At 33.5% G+C, this 21490-nt stretch carries 19 protein-coding genes and 1 riboswitch; all 19 genes read right to left on the bottom strand.

Annotation, left to right across the window (positions count from 1 at the left end; all coding sequences use genetic code 11):
• Nucleotides 1-166: 166 nt before the first annotated feature.
• The 19 genes from ACYQ3D_RS11560 to alr all read right to left on the bottom strand — a co-directional run bounded on the left by ACYQ3D_RS11560 (nt 167) and on the right by alr (nt 21474).
• A complete protein-coding gene (locus ACYQ3D_RS11560) occupies nt 167-1750 on the bottom strand; it encodes a DEAD/DEAH box helicase (protein ID WP_459838523.1) in 1584 nt (527 codons plus the stop codon).
• Between the two features lie 117 nt (nt 1751-1867).
• Nucleotides 1868-2494 carry a 4Fe-4S dicluster domain-containing protein gene (locus tag ACYQ3D_RS11555; protein ID WP_459838522.1) on the bottom strand — a complete coding sequence of 209 codons (627 nt, stop codon included), beginning with the start codon at nt 2492-2494 and terminating at the stop codon, nt 1868-1870.
• A 57-nt stretch (nt 2495-2551) separates the two neighbouring features.
• Nucleotides 2552-3352, bottom strand: a complete 801-nt coding sequence (locus ACYQ3D_RS11550; RefSeq protein ID WP_459838521.1) for a 4Fe-4S binding protein — start codon at nt 3350-3352, stop codon at nt 2552-2554.
• An 827-nt stretch (nt 3353-4179) separates the two neighbouring features.
• Complete coding sequence (locus ACYQ3D_RS11545) at nt 4180-4521, bottom strand: HepT-like ribonuclease domain-containing protein (RefSeq protein WP_459838520.1); 342 nt, start codon at nt 4519-4521, stop codon at nt 4180-4182.
• Nucleotides 4518-4808 (bottom strand): nucleotidyltransferase family protein, encoded by a 291-nt coding sequence (locus tag ACYQ3D_RS11540; protein WP_204701319.1) that lies wholly within the window; start codon nt 4806-4808, stop codon nt 4518-4520. The genes ACYQ3D_RS11545 and ACYQ3D_RS11540 overlap by 4 nt, the downstream gene beginning before the upstream one ends.
• A gap of 462 nt (nt 4809-5270) precedes the next feature.
• Nucleotides 5271-6698, bottom strand: coding sequence for a hypothetical protein (locus ACYQ3D_RS11535; protein WP_459838519.1), 1428 nt, complete (start codon nt 6696-6698; stop codon nt 5271-5273).
• Nucleotides 6699-7005: 307 nt separating this feature from the next.
• A complete protein-coding gene (locus ACYQ3D_RS11530; protein WP_459838518.1) occupies nt 7006-7245 on the bottom strand; it encodes a DUF3796 domain-containing protein in 240 nt (79 codons plus the stop codon).
• 52 nt (nt 7246-7297) lie between these two features.
• Entirely contained in the window at nt 7298-8041 is a 744-nt protein-coding gene (locus ACYQ3D_RS11525) for a CPBP family glutamic-type intramembrane protease (RefSeq protein WP_459838517.1), read from the bottom strand.
• A gap of 24 nt (nt 8042-8065) precedes the next feature.
• Nucleotides 8066-8395, bottom strand: a complete 330-nt coding sequence (locus ACYQ3D_RS11520) for a YbjQ family protein (RefSeq protein WP_459838516.1) — start codon at nt 8393-8395, stop codon at nt 8066-8068.
• A gap of 337 nt (nt 8396-8732) precedes the next feature.
• On the bottom strand, nt 8733-10190 hold the full coding sequence (gene ltrA, locus ACYQ3D_RS11515; protein WP_459838515.1) for a group II intron reverse transcriptase/maturase: 1458 nt from the start codon (nt 10188-10190) through the stop codon (nt 8733-8735).
• 1287 nt (nt 10191-11477) lie between these two features.
• Nucleotides 11478-11936: a tyrosine-type recombinase/integrase gene (locus tag ACYQ3D_RS11510; RefSeq protein ID WP_459838525.1), complete on the bottom strand. Its 459-nt coding sequence runs from the start codon at nt 11934-11936 to the stop codon at nt 11478-11480.
• A gap of 145 nt (nt 11937-12081) precedes the next feature.
• Nucleotides 12082-12588 carry an SMC-Scp complex subunit ScpB gene (scpB, locus tag ACYQ3D_RS11505; RefSeq protein ID WP_459838514.1) on the bottom strand — a complete coding sequence of 169 codons (507 nt, stop codon included), beginning with the start codon at nt 12586-12588 and terminating at the stop codon, nt 12082-12084.
• Nucleotides 12588-13364 carry a segregation and condensation protein A gene (locus ACYQ3D_RS11500; RefSeq protein ID WP_459838513.1) on the bottom strand — a complete coding sequence of 259 codons (777 nt, stop codon included), beginning with the start codon at nt 13362-13364 and terminating at the stop codon, nt 12588-12590. Before ACYQ3D_RS11500 ends, scpB begins: the two co-directional genes overlap by 1 nt.
• Nucleotides 13365-13374: 10 nt before the next feature.
• Nucleotides 13375-14361, bottom strand: a complete 987-nt coding sequence (gene trpS, locus ACYQ3D_RS11495) for a tryptophan--tRNA ligase (RefSeq protein ID WP_459838512.1) — start codon at nt 14359-14361, stop codon at nt 13375-13377.
• Nucleotides 14362-14483: 122 nt separating this feature from the next.
• Nucleotides 14484-15095, bottom strand: coding sequence for a site-2 protease family protein (locus ACYQ3D_RS11490; RefSeq protein ID WP_459838511.1), 612 nt, complete (start codon nt 15093-15095; stop codon nt 14484-14486).
• Complete coding sequence (locus ACYQ3D_RS11485; protein ID WP_459838510.1) at nt 15088-17733, bottom strand: CBS domain-containing protein; 2646 nt, start codon at nt 17731-17733, stop codon at nt 15088-15090. The genes ACYQ3D_RS11490 and ACYQ3D_RS11485 overlap by 8 nt, the downstream gene beginning before the upstream one ends.
• Before the next feature lie 179 nt (nt 17734-17912).
• Complete coding sequence (gene lysA, locus ACYQ3D_RS11480; RefSeq protein ID WP_459838509.1) at nt 17913-19226, bottom strand: diaminopimelate decarboxylase; 1314 nt, start codon at nt 19224-19226, stop codon at nt 17913-17915.
• A 104-nt stretch (nt 19227-19330) separates the two neighbouring features.
• A riboswitch (Lysine riboswitch) is annotated at nt 19331-19481 on the bottom strand.
• A 91-nt stretch (nt 19482-19572) separates the two neighbouring features.
• Nucleotides 19573-20166 carry a TatD family nuclease-associated radical SAM protein gene (locus tag ACYQ3D_RS11475; RefSeq protein ID WP_459838508.1) on the bottom strand — a complete coding sequence of 198 codons (594 nt, stop codon included), beginning with the start codon at nt 20164-20166 and terminating at the stop codon, nt 19573-19575.
• A 138-nt stretch (nt 20167-20304) separates the two neighbouring features.
• Complete coding sequence (gene alr, locus ACYQ3D_RS11470) at nt 20305-21474, bottom strand: alanine racemase (RefSeq protein ID WP_459838507.1); 1170 nt, start codon at nt 21472-21474, stop codon at nt 20305-20307.
• Nucleotides 21475-21490: the final 16 nt, after the last annotated feature.

The raw sequence follows: 21490 nt of genomic DNA, 5'->3' as shown, positions 1-21490 counted from the left end.
AATAGACACCCTGTTACTATTGGTTTCACACACCGATACGACGAAAACAGCATGGATAGAATTCTCATCTACTATTTTCATAATCTACAGAGCACACATAAAAAAAGTTAGGTGCTTAAGCACCTAACTTTTCGATCAACTCTATATTAAATTATTCTAGTTATTTTTATTTAGGATTAGCAGTTTCAATGTCTATAGATTTACCTTTTATTTGAGTACTCTTCATTACCTGTAATACTTCTTTACCATACTCTTTAGGAACTTCTACAAAGGAATATCTATCATAAACATCAATTAGACCAACTAAGTCACCAGAAATACTAGTCTCACCTGCAATAGCACCTACAATATCACCAGGACTTATATGTTGATTTTCGCCAGCATTGATAAATAATCTTACCATCCCTGGTTCTGCTCCTGTATTACCGAAATAATCAACTTCTTCTACTTCACTTTCTTCATTGACTTCCATAACTAACTTCAATAAAGCGGCTGCTATATCAACTGAAATATAATTCTCTTCAATTAAATCCTCAATCAGTTCTGCCTCTTGCGCTAAATTATCTCCTTCTATAATATCAGCTGCTTCATCCAAAATCAGATCCATCTTAACTCGCTCTACATCACTAGCTGAAGGTACTGGCTCTCGTTTAATCTTAGTCTTAGTATACTTCTGGATTGACTTTAACTGATAAATCTCTTTTCCAACTACAAAAGTAAATGCTTTCCCTTGTTTACCAGCACGTCCTGTTCTGCCAATCCTATGTACATAGTACTCTTCATCCTGCGGAATATCATAGTTAAATACTATATCTATATCATTGACATCAATTCCTCGCGCAGCTACATCAGTAGCAACCAAAATTTCTATAGTCCCTGTCTTAAATTTATTCATCACTCTATCTCTTTGGGGTTGATTCAAGCCCCCGTGTAACCCATCGACAAAATAACCTCGAGCTTGTAATTGTAGAGTGAGTTCATCTACCTGCTTTCTAGTATTACAAAATACTAAGGATAACTTTGGGTCATACATATCAATTAGTCGAGATAAAACTTCTAATTTATTCCCCTTAGCAACTTCAAAATAGGCCTGTTCAATATTTGGTACAGTTAACTTCTTATGAACTACCTTAACTATTTCCGGATCCTGTTGGTACTTCTTCCTTAATTTTAGAATAGAATCAGGCATCGTAGCAGAGAAAAAGATCGTCTGTCTCTCTCCTTCAATTCCATCTAAAATTGTCTCTATATCATCTCTAAAACCCATATTTAACATTTCATCAGCTTCATCTAAAATAGCCATCTTTAACTGATCAAGCTGAAGAGTTCCGCGGCGCATATGATCCATTAACCGACCAGGAGTTCCAATTACAATCTGAACTCCTTTCTTTAAAGCTTTAATCTGGCGATTGATAGACTGCCCACCATAGACTGGTAGCGTCTTAACCTGATTTTTATATTTCCCAAGTCTTCCTATCTCCTCTGATACCTGAATAGCTAATTCTCTTGTCGGACACAGAATTAAGGCTTGGACATTATTATCCTGCGGGTCTACTTTCTCCAGCACAGGAATCCCAAAAGCGGCTGTCTTCCCAGTACCTGTTCGAGCCTGACCTATTACATCTTCACCCTGTAATAGATGAGGGATAGCCTGGGTCTGAATTGGGGTAGCTTCTTCAAAACCCATATCCTTAACTGCTTTATTTATTTCTTCTGATAAATTCAATTCATTAAATTTCTTTTTTTCCATTATATTTTCACTTCTCCTTTATATTACTACTCTCTTTATTATATCTATTATATAGAATGGATGCAAGCTCCGATTAATATTCTTAATCATTTAATCCATTTATTAACTAATTCTTGATTATTTTGGAGGAGTTCCAATAGGACAAACTCTTGCACATACTTCACAACTATGGCTAGTATTTAATTCTTCTTGTCGCTTGCGACAGTTATGACTGTTAAAACCATTTTTGTTGATAGCATCTTCCGGGCAAGCTGCAATACACTTTCCACAATGAATACATATTTCAGCCCTAGATTCTTCCTGGTTACTACTTAGTTTAGCAGTAGTTGCTAATACTCTTAGATGAACCCAAGGGCCCCACTTATGATGTAAAAATAAAAAGTTGTCTCCTATTTCTCCTAAGCTAGTTTTACTAGCAAGACTTTTAAATAATACTCCACTAGCTCCAGGATAAGGAATTATCTTAGAACGATACCCCTTTTCTCCAATATAGTCATCAATTTTCTTACTAATATCTTTAGTATGTAAATCTGCTATACATGTGCTTTCCTCACTTTCAGAGTCTATTGTAGTCCAAACCCATTCAACAGATCTCCTTATATGATGACCTAAAACAATAATTGATCTAACAGAAGGTAAATACTCTTCTAAAGATTCCTTTTCTTCGCTAGAACATTTATCAATATCTACTGTAGCAACAGCACAACAGTCCGGGATTAATCTTTTAATTTCTGTTAATTTCATATTGGCCACCTCTTTTAGTTCTGAGCCCAATAATTCCACCTGACCAACTTTCAATAATTAGTTATCTTTTTTTATTAATTTTTTAACTGGATTAGTCATAGAACACGGAACTCCAGACTTACATTTGCCACAAGCATCTCCTTGTCCTTTAGAATATTCCGGAGGATTATCATAAATATGCTCATAACATTTTTCTCTATCAATAAATTCCTCTTCATTTTCAATAGAAATAGCATTAACTACACATCTATCAATACATACCTTACATCTTTCATCATATTTATATAAACAGTTTTCCTGATTATCTCTTACTGTAGGGTCTAAGGATAAGTTTGTCACTATACTTCCCATCCGCCCACAACTTCCTTGGTCTGTAATAAACATATTATTAATACCAAATGTTCCCATACCCGTAATATATCCTACATGTCGATGAGACCAATCACTTATCAATTCTTCTTCATCATAGTTATAAGTTGGCGGCAATTCTTTAGATGATGTAGCCTTATAACCCATTTTTTCTATTTCAGTCTGCAAATAATCAATTAAGTCCACAATAAGATTGTTTGTTTCAATTTTAGCATAATCCCACTTTTTTGAACTCTGCTTACCTTTAACATTACTTGTAACAACCTCTTTTTCAAAAGGTAAGAAAAATACTATTACCGATTTAGCATCATCAATAAAATCAGTAGGTAACGCATGGGAAGGACTGATTATTTCTTTTAGTTTTAAAAACATAGGATCATCAGCATTTGCAACACCAATTACTGGTTCGCGCCAATCAGTTTCTGTTTCTTTTAAAGTTTTATAATTACTTACATAATCTTTGATTAAATAATTAATTTTATCATTCATAATTACTATCCCCTCTTTGAAATAAATAATTTTTGTTTTTTATTATATACAAGAAAGATTATTAATTCAAATTTCATCTTGAAACTTTATTTAAAAATAATTGATTTGTTTCTTATATAGTTGGTGTATACCCCTCTCAGAACCGAACGTGCCCAATTTAGGCATTCGGCTCCCCAGATGTTCCTCTTCACATGAATATTCATGCTATACAAGTAAGTTTTGTTCTCATCTTTATTCTGGTTCAGAGTCCAGAAGATGTGTCCCTCACTTGCAGTTCCATCTGTTATTAACTCCTTCCCTCCATCGGAATCACCCGACTTCCTATTGGCTTTTGTCTTCTTCACCTCTTCGGTTCATTGGACATACTTTCTTTCCAGAAAGACCTAATAGGATATCCCTGGGTTTCCGTATATTCTTAATGTTTAGCGAGGTAGGGGCTTAGACCACGGAGGATTTAATTATACTTGCCATTTCGTATAATTAATTGATGCCTTCCACCTTAGCGACGGCTTCGACCTCCATCATTAGGTACATAATTTTCGAGGCTCAATCCCATTCACCGCTGACAAACCAATTCCCTACGAGTCTTCCAGAAGACTCTCCGTGAAAACCATATCCGCCGATTCTACCTTGCTAACTTTCTGTCTACGCTTAAAATATTACATTACTGTAATATCTCCAAGACTCGATACAAAGCTAGGGGCTAATCTTTACCCTGATGGGATTAACCCCCACTAGAATATGCAATCTACCAGGACGCACCGCTAATCTCATGTTAGACGAAGTCCTGTACCCTCATAATAAATAAAAAGCAGGTTCCCCCGCTTTTATAATGGATAATCTTTTAATATCTCTTTAATTTTAGGTTTAGTTTCTGGCAAATTAACAGTAATAACTTCCCAAATAATATCTAAATCAACACCAAAATAATCATGAATAACTATATTTCTTAAACCTATCATTTTACTCCAAGGAACATCTTGATAATCAGATCTCATTTCATCAGAAACTTTATTGGATGCTTCACCTATAATTTCAATATTTCTTAAAACAGCATCAATTACTAATTCGTTTTTCTTAAATTCTTCTTTATCCATCTCTTCAGTATATTTGAAAATTTTATTCATAGCATCCAGTATATCTTCTATAAATAAATTGTCTCTTCTCATTGATAAATCACATCTTTTAATATTTCATCTTTTAATTGAGGCTTTAAAGCATTCATTGTAACTAAATCTACTTCAGTATTTAAATTATTTTCTAAAAAATCTTTTAAATCTAAAAACTCCCAACCTACATCACCAGAAAATTCTACAAGTATATCTACATCACTATCTTCATTAGCCTCATTCCTAGCATAAGAACCAAAATAACCAAGCTTTTTAACTTTATACTGCTTCTCTAATAAAGGTTTTAATTCTTTTAATTTATTTTCTAGTTCTTTTTTGCTAACCATAATTATCCCTCGCTTTCCTTGTCTATTCCTATATTACTATTATAACAATTACAGTATTTTTTAACAAAAAATATTTGTTTCAAAACATAAAACAAAGGATTTCACCTAGCGTCCCTGCGATTCGCGACGTCTGAGCTTGCCTCCGATACAATTTATCTTTTTCTAAAAAACAATATACTACTGATATAAGTCATCCCGGTCGATTATTCCCGCAGCTCAGATGTCGTTAAGTCCATGTTATCTGAAGTTGGTCGTCGTTAATTAAAGAAAATAATCTTCTAAATCATTCAAAAGATGAGTTGCCTCTTTTAAAATTTCTTCAAACACTACCGAAAATTCTTTATTGTTTAAATTAAAATATTGTGCCCCTCTTTCATAATTATCTCCTTTCCTATGCCCACTTCCATTTCTTAAATCCCATAAAGAACGTAAAAATTTAACATGTTTCTGATAATTAGGTAGTCATTTTGATTCTAAAAACTTTCCAAATTTTGTAATTCCCTTATCCCCAGAAGATAGTTTATCGCTAATTTCTTCCCCTATTTTCTTTTCATTCAGAGAATCAATCAATACTTTAGATAGCGATAAAGCTTGTTGGTCAAACTCATGTTGGCTACTAGTCACAGGAATTCTTACAACTTTTAAATTGTGCTCATCATCTTTTGCTAACGGTTTAAAAAGATACCAACCAAATTTTTCTTTCCATTTATTATTAACCTTTTTAAAAGTTTGTTTGAAAACTAAATCATCTTTTTTCGGATCAGCAAATTCCCCAAGAAAACTTCTCTTAAAATTAACTTCGCTGATTTCTCCTTCTGGAGGGATATTAAAACTTTTCCAATATTGTTGTTCTTTATATGGAAGATCTCTTCCTAAATCTCCAAGGAACACTATTATATACTTTTCATGATTATTATCTATCCTCAATATCCATAAACCCTTACATCTCAAACTGTTATCTTCAACACTATACTTTTCTGGATCAGAATAATATTTTGCTAATACATCACGTTTGAAAAATACAGGTGTTAAATAATGTGGTGCCCCCTTATTAGCCCCAAAATAATTTGAAAGTTTATCTGGATTACAAATATATTCTAATGGTTCCCCATTTTCATCATAATCAATAATAAATCTTTCATAACTTTTTTCTTCTTCATAAGGCCAAATACCACATTGTTCTTTCTCCATTCCTGAAATAAGTTTTTTTCCTATTAATCTAGAAAAGCTGTTACATTCTGTAGGCATATGGGGAGGACCTGCAGAAAAATCATAAACTATATTATCTTCCTGAATCCTTTCATCAACTTCTTCTAATCCAAGTTCTTCTATTGTCTTTTCAGATTGCCTATCAATAGAAAAGTATATTGCTAAATGCATCTCTTTTATAGCCAAAAATTGTTTTAAGGGTTTTAATTTAATTTTAACTTCGTTTTCATTAATGATGATAATATCTTCTTCGTCTCCATTATCATTTATTTTTATATATTTATTATTCGCTCTATCGTAATAAAGATTATGTAATAACCTAAATTCTTCAGCTATTTCTATATAATCATCTTTAATGCCATGAAAATCCCTATGATGTACTAATGGCTCAATCCCATTATCCCTTCCAAAACGATGATACTTAACATTTTCTTCTCCATTTTTATGGGTAACTGAATAACCAGGCTTACCATCACCAATATGTAAATCCCAAGAAGGATTATTTAATACTTTCTCCACTTTCGAATTATCTATAAGCGCACAATAAAACAAAGCGAAATTCCCAATGTCAATTTGATCAGAATAGTATACATAAACCCAAGGTTCACGCCCTAATTTATTATGTATATAGTCTCTCCAATCTTCTTGAAGTAAATCATCAGAATCATTATGTTTAAGCATAAACTCCCTCCTTCTAACACTAATAATAAGACCAATTTCAGATAACGTCCCTGGGGTTCGCGACGTCTAGCTCAAACCTCCTATAACTTGTCTATCCTCTAAAACTTACATATGTAATCCCTATTCTTGCCTATTCTCCTAGCTTAGATGTCGCTAACCCCATGTTAAGTGAAGTTGGTCAACTCTTATACCGCATATGATAATTAAAACAATTATTAATCAAACTTTATTAAAGCAGTTTAGTCTAGTTTCTCAAATTAAACTGCTTTAAAATTCATTTTTAAATTTTATTTCCCATTCTTAATTATTAAACATTAATAACTCCTACAGTTCCCAAAATAGCTACAATCAATCCCACTAGACCTAAAAGACCTAAATATTTAAGCCGCTCCTCATAATGTCTAAAAGCAGAAAAAAATGAAAAAAACGAAAAAAAGAATAACTGACTGGGATTATGAATCTTAAACGCCTGAAAACCTAAAAACCCTAAGAAACCTAAAAATCCTAACATCCACATTTGTTTTTTATCTTCTTGCTTCTGAACCATGATATTTCATCCTCCTTTCTTATTCTATTTTATCACCTTTAATAATTATCTATCATCTTAGTCCCCATAAAACATGAAAAACTATATCTGCCCAAAAATGAATTCCTACTGCTGCTAAAAACCCATATCTTTTAAAATAATAGGCAGCAAAAACTGAAAGCAATCCATTAATTATAAATAGTTCAATTATTAAATTTAAAGATAGTTGACTAATAGAATTAACTCCTGTCAGAAACATTATTGACGGTAAATGACTAACTGTAAAAGCAATACCAGAAAATATAGTTACAATCCAAAATATCTTAGTCTCCCATTTTTTCCTTAACAACAGATCAGAAATAAGCCACACCCAAAACGAAATAAAAAATAAACGAAATACTATTTCTTCCCCTATTCCTGCAGTAGCTGAAGCCACAGCTGAAGTTGGAAATACTGGATGAGGAAGATAACCAAAAGAATTAATTTTACTAAAAATGATATCAACTATAATAAAAATTATACCATTTCCAACACCTATTAAAGTAGGAATTAAAAATCTTTCTCTATTAGAAACCTCTACATCCCAAACTTCAGCAAAACCTATCTTCTTAGCTAATCTTAATCCTATATAACCTAAACCTCCATAAATAATAAGCATAATCGAGAAATTAACCACAGCTAGAATTGATTTTGAAGTTGGTAACTGTTGTTGAGAAATTAAATTTCCTTGAGGTAAATATATACTAATAGCAGATAATAGAGCTAAAACCAAAACCAGGCCAAAATATATCTTAGTCGACAGATTAAAATTTTTCATAATTAATCCCGTCTTTCATTTCTATTAAGATTTAGTTTTAGACTCAAGCTTAACCGCCGTACCATAAGCCAAAATTTCCGACGCCCCCGTCATCACTTGCGAGGTACTAAATCTCACATTAATTACCGCCTCAGCACCTAAGTTTTTAGCCTCCTGTTTCATTCTTTTTAAAGCCTCTTCTCTAGTATCACTGATCATTGCCGTATAGCCCTTAACCTCGCCTCCAATCAAATTCCTAAGTACAGCTAAAATATCATTACCTAAATGACGAGTCCTAATTGTATTACCTCTTACTAAACCTAAATTTTCCTTAATTTTATTACCTGTAATTTGTTCAGTAGTAGTAATAATCATTTTACAACCTCCTATATCTTTATTTTAAACCAGTTTCTAATTTTCTATAATAGTAAATAGTTACTCAACAGTTGCCCCCAGCACCTTACTTATATCTAAATATTTTATAACATCAATACCATTATATTTAACTTAATAAATTATCTTTCTATTAATATTCTGAAATACCATCTTTATGAATCCTACAAAATATGACAATCTACTGCGACCAAGTCTGGTAGGTAAGGGGCTTACGCCCCCTTTCCCCCATCAGAACCGTACGTGAACCTTTCAATTCATACGGCTCAAGCTACTTAACACCAACCTTTGGATTGGCAGCAATAAGTAGAAAAATAATCTAGTTTAAATTTCTCTTTAGATAATAATCGTTATATTCTGGTAAATAGGGATTAGCAGCAAACTTTATTAGGCAATGTCTTGTTATCTCTGTATCAGTTGCAGAAATTAATTCTTTATCTTTTGTAGCAAATATCCAATTCCGATTATCTTTAGTTATCCAATATCTATTCATTATCCACTTCTTAGATTTACTAGGATGTCTTCTTTTTGACCATCTCCATAAAGTTTTAAATATTTCTGAATCTAATTGTTGATAGGTTTCTTTAGAACAAGCAGTACTATGATAATTACACCAACCTCTGATTACTGGATTTAATATCTTAATTAATCTTTCCTGTTTTATAGTTCCGTTGTCCTTGATTAACTTTCTTATTTTACTGGTTATTGATTTATAAGATTCTTTGGAAGGTTTTATTATCAATTTACCGCTGTATTTTCTAAAATTCCAGCCCAGGAAATCAAACCCTTGATTGATGTGAGTTATCTTAGTTTTCCGTTTAGATAGTTCAAGTCCTCTCTCATCTAGGAAATCTCCTATTAATTCTTTTATATCTTCCAGTACTTCTTTACTTTTGGCTGTTACAACGAAATCATCTGCATATCTTACTAGGTTTACTTTATCATCGTTATATCTTCTATTTACAGTCCCAAGATGGTTTGTCCAGTAGTTTCTTTTGAGTAAATCTAGCATACCATCTAAAGTCATATTAGCCAAAATCGGAGATATAATACCGCCTTGAGGAGTGCCTTTTTCAGTGGGGAAGAGTTGCTTGTTATATTTATAACCTGATCTAAGAAATTGATTTAGTATTTTAGATTCTAACGGAATATTTTCCATTAACCACTCATGGCTTATATTGTCAAAACAACCTTTAATATCAGCTTCCAAAATCCATTGAGCTGATACTTCTCTACCTAACAACTTAAATAGATATTCTTTAGCATCATCACAACTTCTATATTTCCTAAAGCCAAAAGATACTTTATCTGCTTTAGTTTCCGATACTGGATCTAAAGCCAAAGCATAAAGTGCCTGTATTGCTCTATCATACATTGTTGGTATCCCCAACGGTCTTTTCTTGTCTAGCCTTTTGTCAATATATATTCTTCTGAGTGGTTTAGCTCTGTATTCGTCATTTGTTAGCTTCAAAGCAGCTTTATATTTTGTCGCTGGAGTTGACCAAATTTTCCCATCTACTCCTGACGTTTCTTTACCTTGATTAGTTGTTACTTTTCTTACTGCTAATAACTTTGCATAATATGAGTTTGTTAATAAATACTGTAACTTCTTTGCTAGATTATCCTTACCTTTTCTTATTGCTTTAGCAATCCGTGATTGAAGTTTATTAACCTTACTTTCTATCAGTTCCCAAGGAATTACTTCCCAGGTTTTACTAGCTTCAGCGTGGTCTATGGTCGCCCACTCATGATGAGTTATTTGGCTTGCCATATTCATAAAGTTTCAATCCTTTCCTGCCTTAAGTAACCGTATTTGAAAGTCAGCCTCTTTTCAGAGCAAGGCAAATTTTGAACCTCTATTCATTCACCTTCTTGAATGACATTTGCTTCTTTCAGTTTCCCTATTCCCCTAGATATTGTATCACAAAGCATAATTGACCTACCTGTTACCAGGAATCTATTGGAGTTTCCCAGTTCTACATTCCAGCCAGTTCATACCGCTTTAGATTCTGCCTTTACTCCGAGGACTTTAGTCTATTTGTCAGGCAATACGAAAACTTACCTGACCCTATCCTATACCTTTTGGTTACAGTGTATCAACCCTATTTCACTATGCACGTTTGACGAAGCTTTCAGCAATTCACATATGTTAATCTTTACGGTATATTTACTCTAGCAGTCACTCAACTTAGGGTTAGTGAGCTTTCCACATTGTCTCCTCCGCTCAATACAAATCCATTACTAGAAATGCATCGGAAAATAGAGTCATTCTAAATAGAATGAATGGCTCAAAAGACTCTCGTCTTAAGCAGCCTGGAATGTAGCTTATCCCTATTGTTTCAAGGGCTGGTCGCACTTGCGTATAACGTCCCGCAGCTTCGCGACGTCCCACTATTCTATTGAAACTTCATCAATGCAGCCTGAATTTCATAAGTCAGTGCGTTAATCTGGGATATACTATGCAACTAGATGTCGCTAAGGTGCTGTTATGTGATGGCTTTGACAGAGCATACAAATTGTAACTTGCAAAATATATCTCAACTTCACCTTAAATACAAATCAGCAACTCTCTTCTCTTAAAAACCTTGCAAATACTATATCTTAATTGCTAACCTATCATACCCAGACTAATTTCAAAATTCTATTCCAATTAAATCTCGATCCCGGAAACAGTGAAGGTTCTACAAAGAGCTGTAGTAGGAGAATTGTAAACTCTATATCACAACTTCTTTTGACTTTCCCAAAAAATCTTTTCTGAAAAAATATAGTAATCTAGTTTAAATAATATATACTATCTGACCTTACTACCTATTTTGTTAAAACACAAAATCTTTCTAAATAACTTATGATAGTTCCTCTATCTTTTCACTCTAAAAAAAATCCTACTATAGCTCTTGGTCGGGTCATATTTTCTGGTGCAACCCCTTCCTTCCTCTTCCCTAAAAACAATTAACCCATCTGTCAAATCTGTCACATAACTTCTTTTTAACGACATACGTCGTTAATACTGATATATATAGAATCTTTACGACGTATGTCGTTAATATTCTATATATATTAAAGTTTATTCCATTAACTTATCTAGTGGACTTTCAATTCTCTTCATACTATTTCTACTGACATGAGTATATATTTCTGTTGTTTTAGAATTTTTATGTCCTAATAATTCTTGAATATAACGTAAATCAGTTCCTCTCTCTAATAAATGCGTAGCAAATGAATGTCTTAAAGAGTGAACTGATACATCTTTAGTTATTTCAGCTTTACGACAAGCTTTCTTAAAAATTCTCTGGACACTTCTTCTAGTTAAATGAGATTTAGGATCCCTTCCCGGAAACAACCATTCTGTTGAATTATATAATTCATAATATTTACGTAATTGCTTAAGTCCATCTTTAGAAAGTATTGTATTTCTATCTTTTCTACCTTTCCCCTGATTAACTCGAATTAACATTCTATCACTATCAATATTATTAAGTTTTAATTTAACTACTTCACCTACCCTCAATCCACCTGAGTAAATAAGATATAAATTAGATGGATTCTATATGCACTAAAGGATTACTTTTCCAATATAATGTTTTTTAAAAAACCAGATGCAATTAAGCATCTGGCTCATTCTCTAATTCTGCTTCTATTTCACTTTCCTCAACTTCAGTTTCTTTAAACTATTGCGGTGGCGGTAATTCATCAAGACTATTTAGCCCCATATACTCTAAAAATTTATCCGTAGTACCATAAATAATTGGTCGCCCAATAGTCTCTTTACGACCTTGTTCTGTTACTAAACCTCTTTTTTGCAAAGTCTTAAGTGCTTTTTCTACGTTAACCCCTCTAATCTCTTCGACTTCTGATCTAATAACTGGTTGTTTATAGGTGATAATCGCTAAAGTTTCCAGAGCAGCTTGACTTAAGCTGTTATCCTCTGCGGGTTGATGGAGTTCTTTGATATAGGAGCGGTACTGAGATTTAGTCTGGAATTGAAAACCTTGATTGATTTCTACCAGCTCAATTCCTTTATCTGGCGTTTGATACTCGGCTTTTATCTCTTTAATTACATCCTTGATCTCTTTAGTAGTTAGGTTTGTTACTTTTTTTATCGCTGTAACTTCTAATGGCTCAATCGCCATAAATAATAATGATTCTACTATAGCTTTAGCCTCTTGCTTGTCCATTAACTACCACTCCCAGTATAATAAATCTTGATTTCAGCAAAGTTAGTTGGTTGTTCTATTCTAACTTCTTTTAGTTTTATTAATTCTAGAAGAGCCATAAAAGTAACTACTATCTCTAACCTAGAATCTAAATCACTAAATACCTGCCTAAAACTAATTTGCGACTCATTATTAAGTAATCTCTCTACTATATATCCTTGTTGTTCTTTAATTGTTACTTCTTCCGCCTCTAAGTGGCTGATCTTTTGCTCGTCTTGATCCTTATCTTCTAGTTCTGTTTCTTCTTGTCTAGCTGCTTGGGCTTGTAAAACATCTTGTAGTGCACTAGTAAATTCATCTAATGTTACATCTTCTAGTGCGTTTGTCTCTGCAAATTCTAGCTGTCCTAATAAAGGAGCTACATTTCTGGTATAAGAACTACGCTGCTCTTCTGCAAAGTTCTGTAATTTAGAGGCTAGATCCTTAAACTTTTTATACTCTACTAGCCTATCGACTAATTGCTGGCGAGGATCTGTCTTAGTTTCCTCTTCATCTTCAGTCGGTTCTTTACTCGGCAGTAAGGTCTGGGCTTTAATCTCCATTAACCGCGCTGCCATTATCAGAAATTCACTAGCTACATCTAAATCCAATTCTTTCATTTGGGCAATATAATCTAAGTACTGTTCTGTAATTTCAGAAATCTGAATATCATAAATTTCTACTTCATTCTCGTCTAGTAGATGTAATAGTAGATCTATTGGCCCTTCAAAAGCATCAATCTTAACTTCGTAACTCATTCTTCCACTCCTATTTTAAATTCATTGCTACTCTTACTTCTTTAATTGTCTCCTGTGCTTTCTTTCTTACTTTTTCAGTTCCTTCAGCTAGGATTTGATCTATCTCTTCTGGATTAGCTAGTAATTCTTCTCGTTTCTCACGGATTCCTGCTAATCTATCAGTTAACACTTCCGCTAATCTCTTCTTACAAGCAACACATCCTAAATCAGCACTTTTACATTCAGTAGCAATCTCTTCTGCTTCCTCTTCATTGAAGATCTCCTGGAAACTATAGACTGAACAAACATCTGGATTACCAGGATCACTTAATCTAACTCTATCAGGATCTGTTACCATATCATTAACTTTATCACCGATCTCTTCCGCTGTATCGCTTAAATAGATGGCATTACCATAACTTTTGCTCATTTTTCTACCATCTAAACCAGGTAGTCTCGGCACTTGAGCTAATTTCGATTCTGGTTCCGGAAAGACTTCCTCGTATAAATAGTTGAATCGGCGAGCAATATCCCGCGTTATCTCAACATGTGGTAGTTGGTCTTCTCCTACTGGAACAGCATCTGCTTTAGCAAATAAGATATCAGCTGCCTGTAAGACAGGATATTCTAATAATCCAAAGGGAATAGAATCACTTTCACCTAGTTCCTGGATCTGTTCTTTATAAGTTGGGTTCCTTTCTAAGCGACCAACTGATACAATCATAGATAATAGTAAGTGTAATTCAGCAATCTCGGGCACATCGGACTGGATGAATAAAGTACTCTTTTCTGGGTCAATCCCAGCTCCAATCCAGTCTGCTACCATTTCTCTAGTATGTTGTTTAATATTCTCTGTTTCATCATATTTAGTCGTTAGTGCATGCCAATCTGCTACCTCAAAAATACAATTATAGTCTTCTTGCAGTTTCTTCCAGTTATCTAATACCCCGATTAGATGTCCTAAATGTAGTTTTCCTGTTGGACGAGAACCACTTAGAATAGTACCTTGCTCTGCCACTTGTAATACCTCCTTATATTAATTCAAAATTACCTTGTTGAATAATTCAATTAACAACTAATATAATCTTGATTACTAAAATATTGTGTAACTTCAGTAACGAGTGACTAGTTACTGCCACTTTATACCTGCAAGATCAATCTAAATAAAAACATAAAAATAGGATTAATAATAAAATTTAGCCAGCCCATAAATAAAGCTAACATTAAAAAGAAAGGACCATAAGCCTTTAAGTCAGTTAAAATATGATCCATACTACTAGGTAAAATCCCTTCTAAAATCTTAGAACCATCTAGTGGGGGAATAGGAATCAAATTAAAAATAGCTAAACCTAGATTAACTCCAATTGATATTTGAAAGAACATCCGCACTATTTGCGGATTAATAAAGGAATATAAAATCGCTAGATGATTATAAACAAAAGCAAAGATAATAGCTAAAGAAATATTAGCTATTGGCCCAGCTAACCCAACTAACATCATACCTCGTTTTTTATTATCAAAATACTTCGGATTGATCTGGACCGGTTTGGCCCAGCCAAATCTTCTAGTTAGTAATAAAACAAGAGTTCCTAAAAAACTTAAATGGGCCAACGGATTTAAAGTCAATCGCCCAGTAGCCTCTGGCGTTGGATCACCTAATAGATCAGCTACTTTCCCGTGAGCAAACTCATGCATTGATAATGATAGTAATAAAACAGGAATTAATAGGATTAATTGTGCAATACTATTCATCTTGCTCAAGCCCCCTTTCTGCTAGCGCCTGCTGAACGAAATCCATCTCTTCTTGGTAGTCAACAACTTTACCATCTAATTTAGCTGCTTTAACTTCAGCTAATACTTCTTTAAAATAGGGCCCAGGTTGATAACCCAAATTAATTATATCCTGGCCTGTAATCTCTAGACTAACCCATTGTAACTCCTCTAAAAAGAGACTAATTTTAGACTGCACCTTACGATCTTTTAGTACAATAAATAATAACTCTTCTAAATCAAGCTCTTCTAAGAGATCATAAATCTCACTCTTTTGCTCTACCTCTTTTAAAATAGCTATTAATCTATCTACTTCCTGAGTGAATGATAAATAGTCAGTTAAATTACTACTTAAATTAAACTTAGTAGCAAATTCTTCTATCTGTTCTCTAGTAAATCCATCCACTAAGACAAGCAAATACAAAACCCAACTAGAGAACTTGACTGTTATCTCTAAATCAGCCAACCAGTCTGAGATCTCTTCTATCCGATAAGCTAGCTCTTTCTTAGACTTATCAAATTTTAATCCTGGCCCGAAATAGGAAAGTAGATTATAATCAGCTAATAACTCAAGAAAATAAACTGGATTTTCATCTGTTAAACCATGTTTTAATTTAGCAAATAAACGGTTAGGACTCAACTCCTCAATAACCTCTAATTCAATAGATTGCTTAATTAGATCCTCAGTTTCTGGAGCAAACTGGTAATCATACCGACTAGCAAATCTAAAAGCTCTAAAGATACGAGTTGGATCATCATAAAAACTAAAATTATGTAATAACCTAATTACTCCTGCTTCTAGATCCTGTTGGCCTTGGAAATAATCGACTAGTTGCCCAAAAGAATCAGGATTTAATTGGATAGCTAAAGCATTAATAGTAAAGTCTCTTCTAAATAAATCCTGCTGGATAGAACCAGACTCTACCTCAGGTAGGCTAGCAGTAAAGGGATAATACTCAACTCTTGTAGTAGCAATATCCAGTTTAATATCACCCAAATCAACTACTGCTGTCCCAAAATTATGGTATAAATCAAGATCTCCCTTTAATTCACGGGCCAACACCTTAGCAAACTCAATTCCTTCTCCTTCTACTACCAAATCAAGGTCTAGATTAATTCTATTTAACAATAGGTCTCTGACAAAACCACCTACAATATAAAGTTCATAATCCAACTCTGTAGCTAATTCTCCCGCTTGTCTTAAAAGGTCAATAATTTCTTCCTCAACTATAGCTAACTTAGCAGTTACATCAGACCTCTTTTCTTGGACCTGGACTAAACTGCGGCCATATAAATTCTGGCGATTTTTTAGATAGTCATCAGTCCCATAAAATAATCTAAGTAAATCATTTCTAGTAATAATTCCAACTAAATCATCTGCTTTATCAACTACAGGTAACCGACCAATATCATGTTCTACAATCTCAGTCTGGACTTCCTTAAGTGAAGCTTCCGGAGAGATGGTAACTACTTCCCTAGACATATACCCTTTAACAGGAGCATGTAATAAATCATAATTCCGCACTTTATCTATATCCCGTTTAGAAATAATTCCTACCAACTCATCAGCTGTACAAACAACTAATCCCGACCAGCCGTTGCGAAGCATAATCTCCTCTGCTTCTTCCATAGTAGTATCGGGAGTAATCGTCTTGACTGGACTGGACATTACATCCTTAATTAAAACAGCAGGATTAATCTTTTCCCGAGCTACTTTTAGCACCTCCTGCTCCCAAATTAATAAATCACATCTCTCTTCACACTTCATAGTTGCCGAAGCAGCTCGATTATGGCCGCCTCCACCGAAATGATTTAGTATTTCTCCTACATTAATATTATCCTGATTACTACGCCCGATAACTAATACCTTATTTTGATCAGTAAACTTAACTAAAACAAACAAAGCATCACAATTATGTAGATCATTTAACTTCTGGGCCAACAATGATATATCAGGAATGTACTCACTAACCTCAGCCTGGAAAGTATCAATCTTTAACCCTTTAACTGAAATCTGGTGAATAGAATCGAGTAGTTTATTAAATAATTTCTGTTGTTTCCGGTCTAAGGAATAATCCATATACTCCTCTACAATCTCTAAGTCAGCTCCCCGGTTTAATAGAGCTGCTACTATTTGAGCATCTAGAGCAGTAGTACTCTTATAAATTAAACTGCCTGTATCCTCATAAATCGCTAAAGCAAATAAAGTAGCTTCAAAGGAAGTAATTTCTAACTCTGCCCTAAGAAGTTTATCAACTAAAATAGTAGTAGTAGCCCCCACTGACTTAACAATTCGATTCTGATTCTGTTCTTCCTCTTCTTCGTGGTGATCATAGATTAAAACCTTAACCTCTTCTTGAGCAAATAAATCAGCTAAATCTCCTGTTCTCTCTGGTAGCTGATTATCCACCATAATAATTCTAGATACCTGAGATTTATCCAACTCACTAGTATGCTTAACAGGTATCCGATCTTTATATAAAGTCATAAACTCTTTTACATTATTAGCTAACTTACCAGGAAACACCATAGTAGCCTCAGGGTATAACTTCTGCACTGCTACCATAGCCCCTAATCCATCAAAATCAGTCCGTTGATGACTTGTAATTAATTTCATCATATCACCTAGCACTCTATATTATTTACTAATTAGTCATTAGCTATCGACCACACATATTCCTCACACTCAAACTAATAATCTACCAGGGTTTATATTATACCACAAACAACCTTAAAAAAAAAGCAAGAACGCTCTAAGGCGCTCTTGCTTAATTTATAATTAAATCCTTCTTAAACTAATTACTTAAGTCTCTCGGGCACTACATCATTACTAATTAAATCTTGATAGCTTTCTGGTTTAACAATCCAATCTATACTATCCTCACCTAATAATAAGACACCTGGTCTTGGTAGTCCGTTATAATTACTACTCATAGAATAACCATAAGCACCAGTACAGGAGGTTAATAACACATCTCCTGGTTCAGCCTCTGGTAATTTTATATCTTTAATCAAGATATCGCCTGATTCACAGCACTTACCAGTGATTGTTACCTCTTCCGTTGGATCTTGGTCAGCTTTATTAGCTATAGTAGCTTCGTACTGGGCATCATAAAGAGCTGGTCTAATATTATCAGGCATCCCGCCATCAACAGCTACATACTTTCTGATCTCAGGAATCTCCTTAATCGAACCAACCCGATAAATAGTAGAACCTGCAGTCCCCACTATTGAGCGACCTGGTTCATTAATAATCTTCGGCAAGGGCATATCTAATTTCTCGCAAGTCTCCCTAATTGTCTTAGTAACAATTTCAGCGTACTGGTCAATACTTGGTTTATCCTCTTCTGCAGTATAAGGAATTCCAATTCCGCCACCTAAGTTTAACTTCTCCATTACTAAACCAGTTTCTTCTTTTACTTCTTCTACAAAGTCCATCATAATCTCAATTGCTTTCCCAAAGGACTTTAGCTTAAAGATCTGAGAACCAATATGACAGTGTAAACCAGTCAACTTAACATTTTCTAACTCTTTAGCTTGCTTAATAACTTCTAGGGCTAAACCATTTTGGACTCCTACCCCAAATTTAGAATCAGTCTGTCCGGTCTGGATATAACTATGAGTGTGGGCCTCAATCCCTGGAGTTACCCGCAATAAAATCTCCTGGGTCATATCTTGCTTACCAGCTAACTGATTTAATAATTCTAATTCATATTGGTTGTCCACCACAAAGGTGCCAACTTCGGCATCTAAAGCCAATTCAATTTCATCAGGAGTCTTATTGTTACCATGAAAATAAATCTTCTCCACTGGAAAATCAGCTTCTAAAGCAGTATATAACTCCCCCCCAGAGACTACATCCAAACCTAGTCCTTCTTGGTTAATAATTCTAGCCATAGCAGTTGATAAAAAGGCTTTACTAGCATATAAAGTCTCTGAATTAGGATACCATTTCTCAAAAGCCTCTCTATAAGCTTGACAATTATTTCTGATTTCCTCTTCGTCTAAAATGTATAAAGGCGTACCATACTCCTCAGCAATATCTACTACATCATGACCAGCTACTTCTAAATTTCCTATCTGATTAATATTCATTGTTCCTTGTAATTTCATAACTATAACTACTCCTTTCTCCCTACTCAAATTAACTACTAAATTTAAAATTAAAAAAACGGTTATGAGCTCCCTCATAACCGCATTAACTTCTAATATACAGCATATAAGATAGCTCTTCACATTAATTGTGACAGTACTATAACCATTAATTTATAGTACCAACCTTAAGTCTTGTGCTATACTTAAGATTTCGGCAATAGCTACTTCACTTTAGTTCCAAGTCATTATTGCTATTGCACCTCTATCTTTTAATTATTTAATTCGCAATTAGAATAACATACTTATTATCTTCTGTCAATTTTTTTGCAAAAATTATCTCTAACTTCTCCTAATACTATCTTATTTAATTTTTCTTAAAATGTCTAAGTCTAAATTTCACTCCTATATCTTTAGCTAACTCTCTACAAGATTCTACATCAACTATAGAATAATCAACTACAGAAACAATAACTTTAGGAATAAATTTTTTAGCCTCTTTTATAAATTTAACTACTCCTGGAAAAGCATCTAATTTAAATTTAGATTGACAAATCTGCTGATAAGTTTCAGCATTAGATGCATTTAAACTAATTGATATTTGATCTATAATTCCCGCTAATTCAGGTACTACATTTTTATTATGAATTAAATTAGCTTGCCCATTAGTATTAATTCTAATAGGAATCGGCGAATAATTATCTTTTAAATAACGGCTTATTTTAATTACATTATTTAATCTAATTAATGGTTCTCCATAACCACAAAAAACGATTTCCTTATATTCTGCAGCATCTCCTATTTCATCTATTACCTGTTTAGCTGTTGGTTCTTTATCAAGCCTTAAATTATAACCACCAACACCATCTTTAAAGTTTTTAATACAAAACTTACAATCATTACTACATTGATTGGTTAAATTAATATACAGTTTATTATCTAATTGATAAGTTATTGTCATTTTATCCCTCCTTCAAATCAATAACTAAGATACTGACTACTTAAATAATCAGCACCTTAGTTATTGATGATCTTTCTTAAAAGTAAAATATTTCTTTTAAACTAATCAGCCTAAGCTATTATATCATATGCCAAAGAATTAAATTAGTTTTTTTACTTTAGTTACTTTTTCATTCTTAATATAAACTCTAGGTATTCTTTTACTTACCATACAAACTACTTCATAATTAATAGTACCTATTCTATTAGCTAATTCAGTTGCTGTAATTTCTTCATTTCCGCTTTTTCCAATAAGAACCACCTCATCTCCAACCTTTACAGCACCAACTTCACTTACATCTATCATAAATTGGTCCATACATATATTTCCTATTACTGGGGCCTTCTCTCCATTAACTAAAACATAACTATTAGATGAAAGTAACCTACAATATCCATCATCATATCCTAATGGTACAGTAGCTATTTTTGTATTCTTCTTAGTTGTATAAGTTCGTCCATAACTAATATCCGTCCCAGGGGGAACTTCTTTTACATGAGCCACTCTAGCTTTTAATCTCAACCCTGGTTTTAAATCTAATTCTTTATTTACTTCATCAGATGGCCAAAGGCCATAAGTTATAATTCCTGTTCTAACCATATCAAAATAAGTTTCTGGAATGTCTAAAAATGCCGCACTATTAGCACAATGTTTAATTGGAATTTCTATTCCTTTTTTCTTTAAATCACTTATAACTTTTTTAAATTTATTTAATTGTTGATAAGTATAAGTCTTATCTTCTTCATCAGCTACTGAAAAATGTGTATAAATCCCTTCTATTATTAAATTAGGTAACTCTTTTATCTTGCTTATAAAATTTATAGCCTCATCAGGCTGAAGACCAATCCTACCCATACCCGTATCAACTTTAACATGAACCTTAACTTTTTTATTTAATTCAACTGCTTTTTTAGCCAAATTAGAAACATTTTCATAATTATAAACAGTTGTAATAATATTATGTTTAACTACTTGTTCAGCTGCTTCTTGAGGAGTCCATCCTAATACTAAAATAGGCACCTCAAACCCAGCTTTTTTTAATTTAATAGCTTCATCTAAAATAGCCACTGCTAGTCTATCTGCTCCAGATTGTAAAGCTGTCTTAGCAACTTCAATAGCTCCATGTCCATATCCATCCGCTTTAACCACTGAGGTCAATAATGTCTCTTCAGGTAACTTCTTTTTAAATTCAGATACATTATGTCCGATATTATCCAAATCAATTTCTGTCCAAGCAGGTCTGATTTCTTTTATTCGGCTCACATGCATCACTCCTTAATAAAAT

Source organism: Halanaerobaculum tunisiense, from assembly GCF_054657635.1.
The sequence above is the reverse complement of the archived record's forward strand: the minus strand, read 5'-3'. Positions and strand labels throughout refer to the sequence as shown.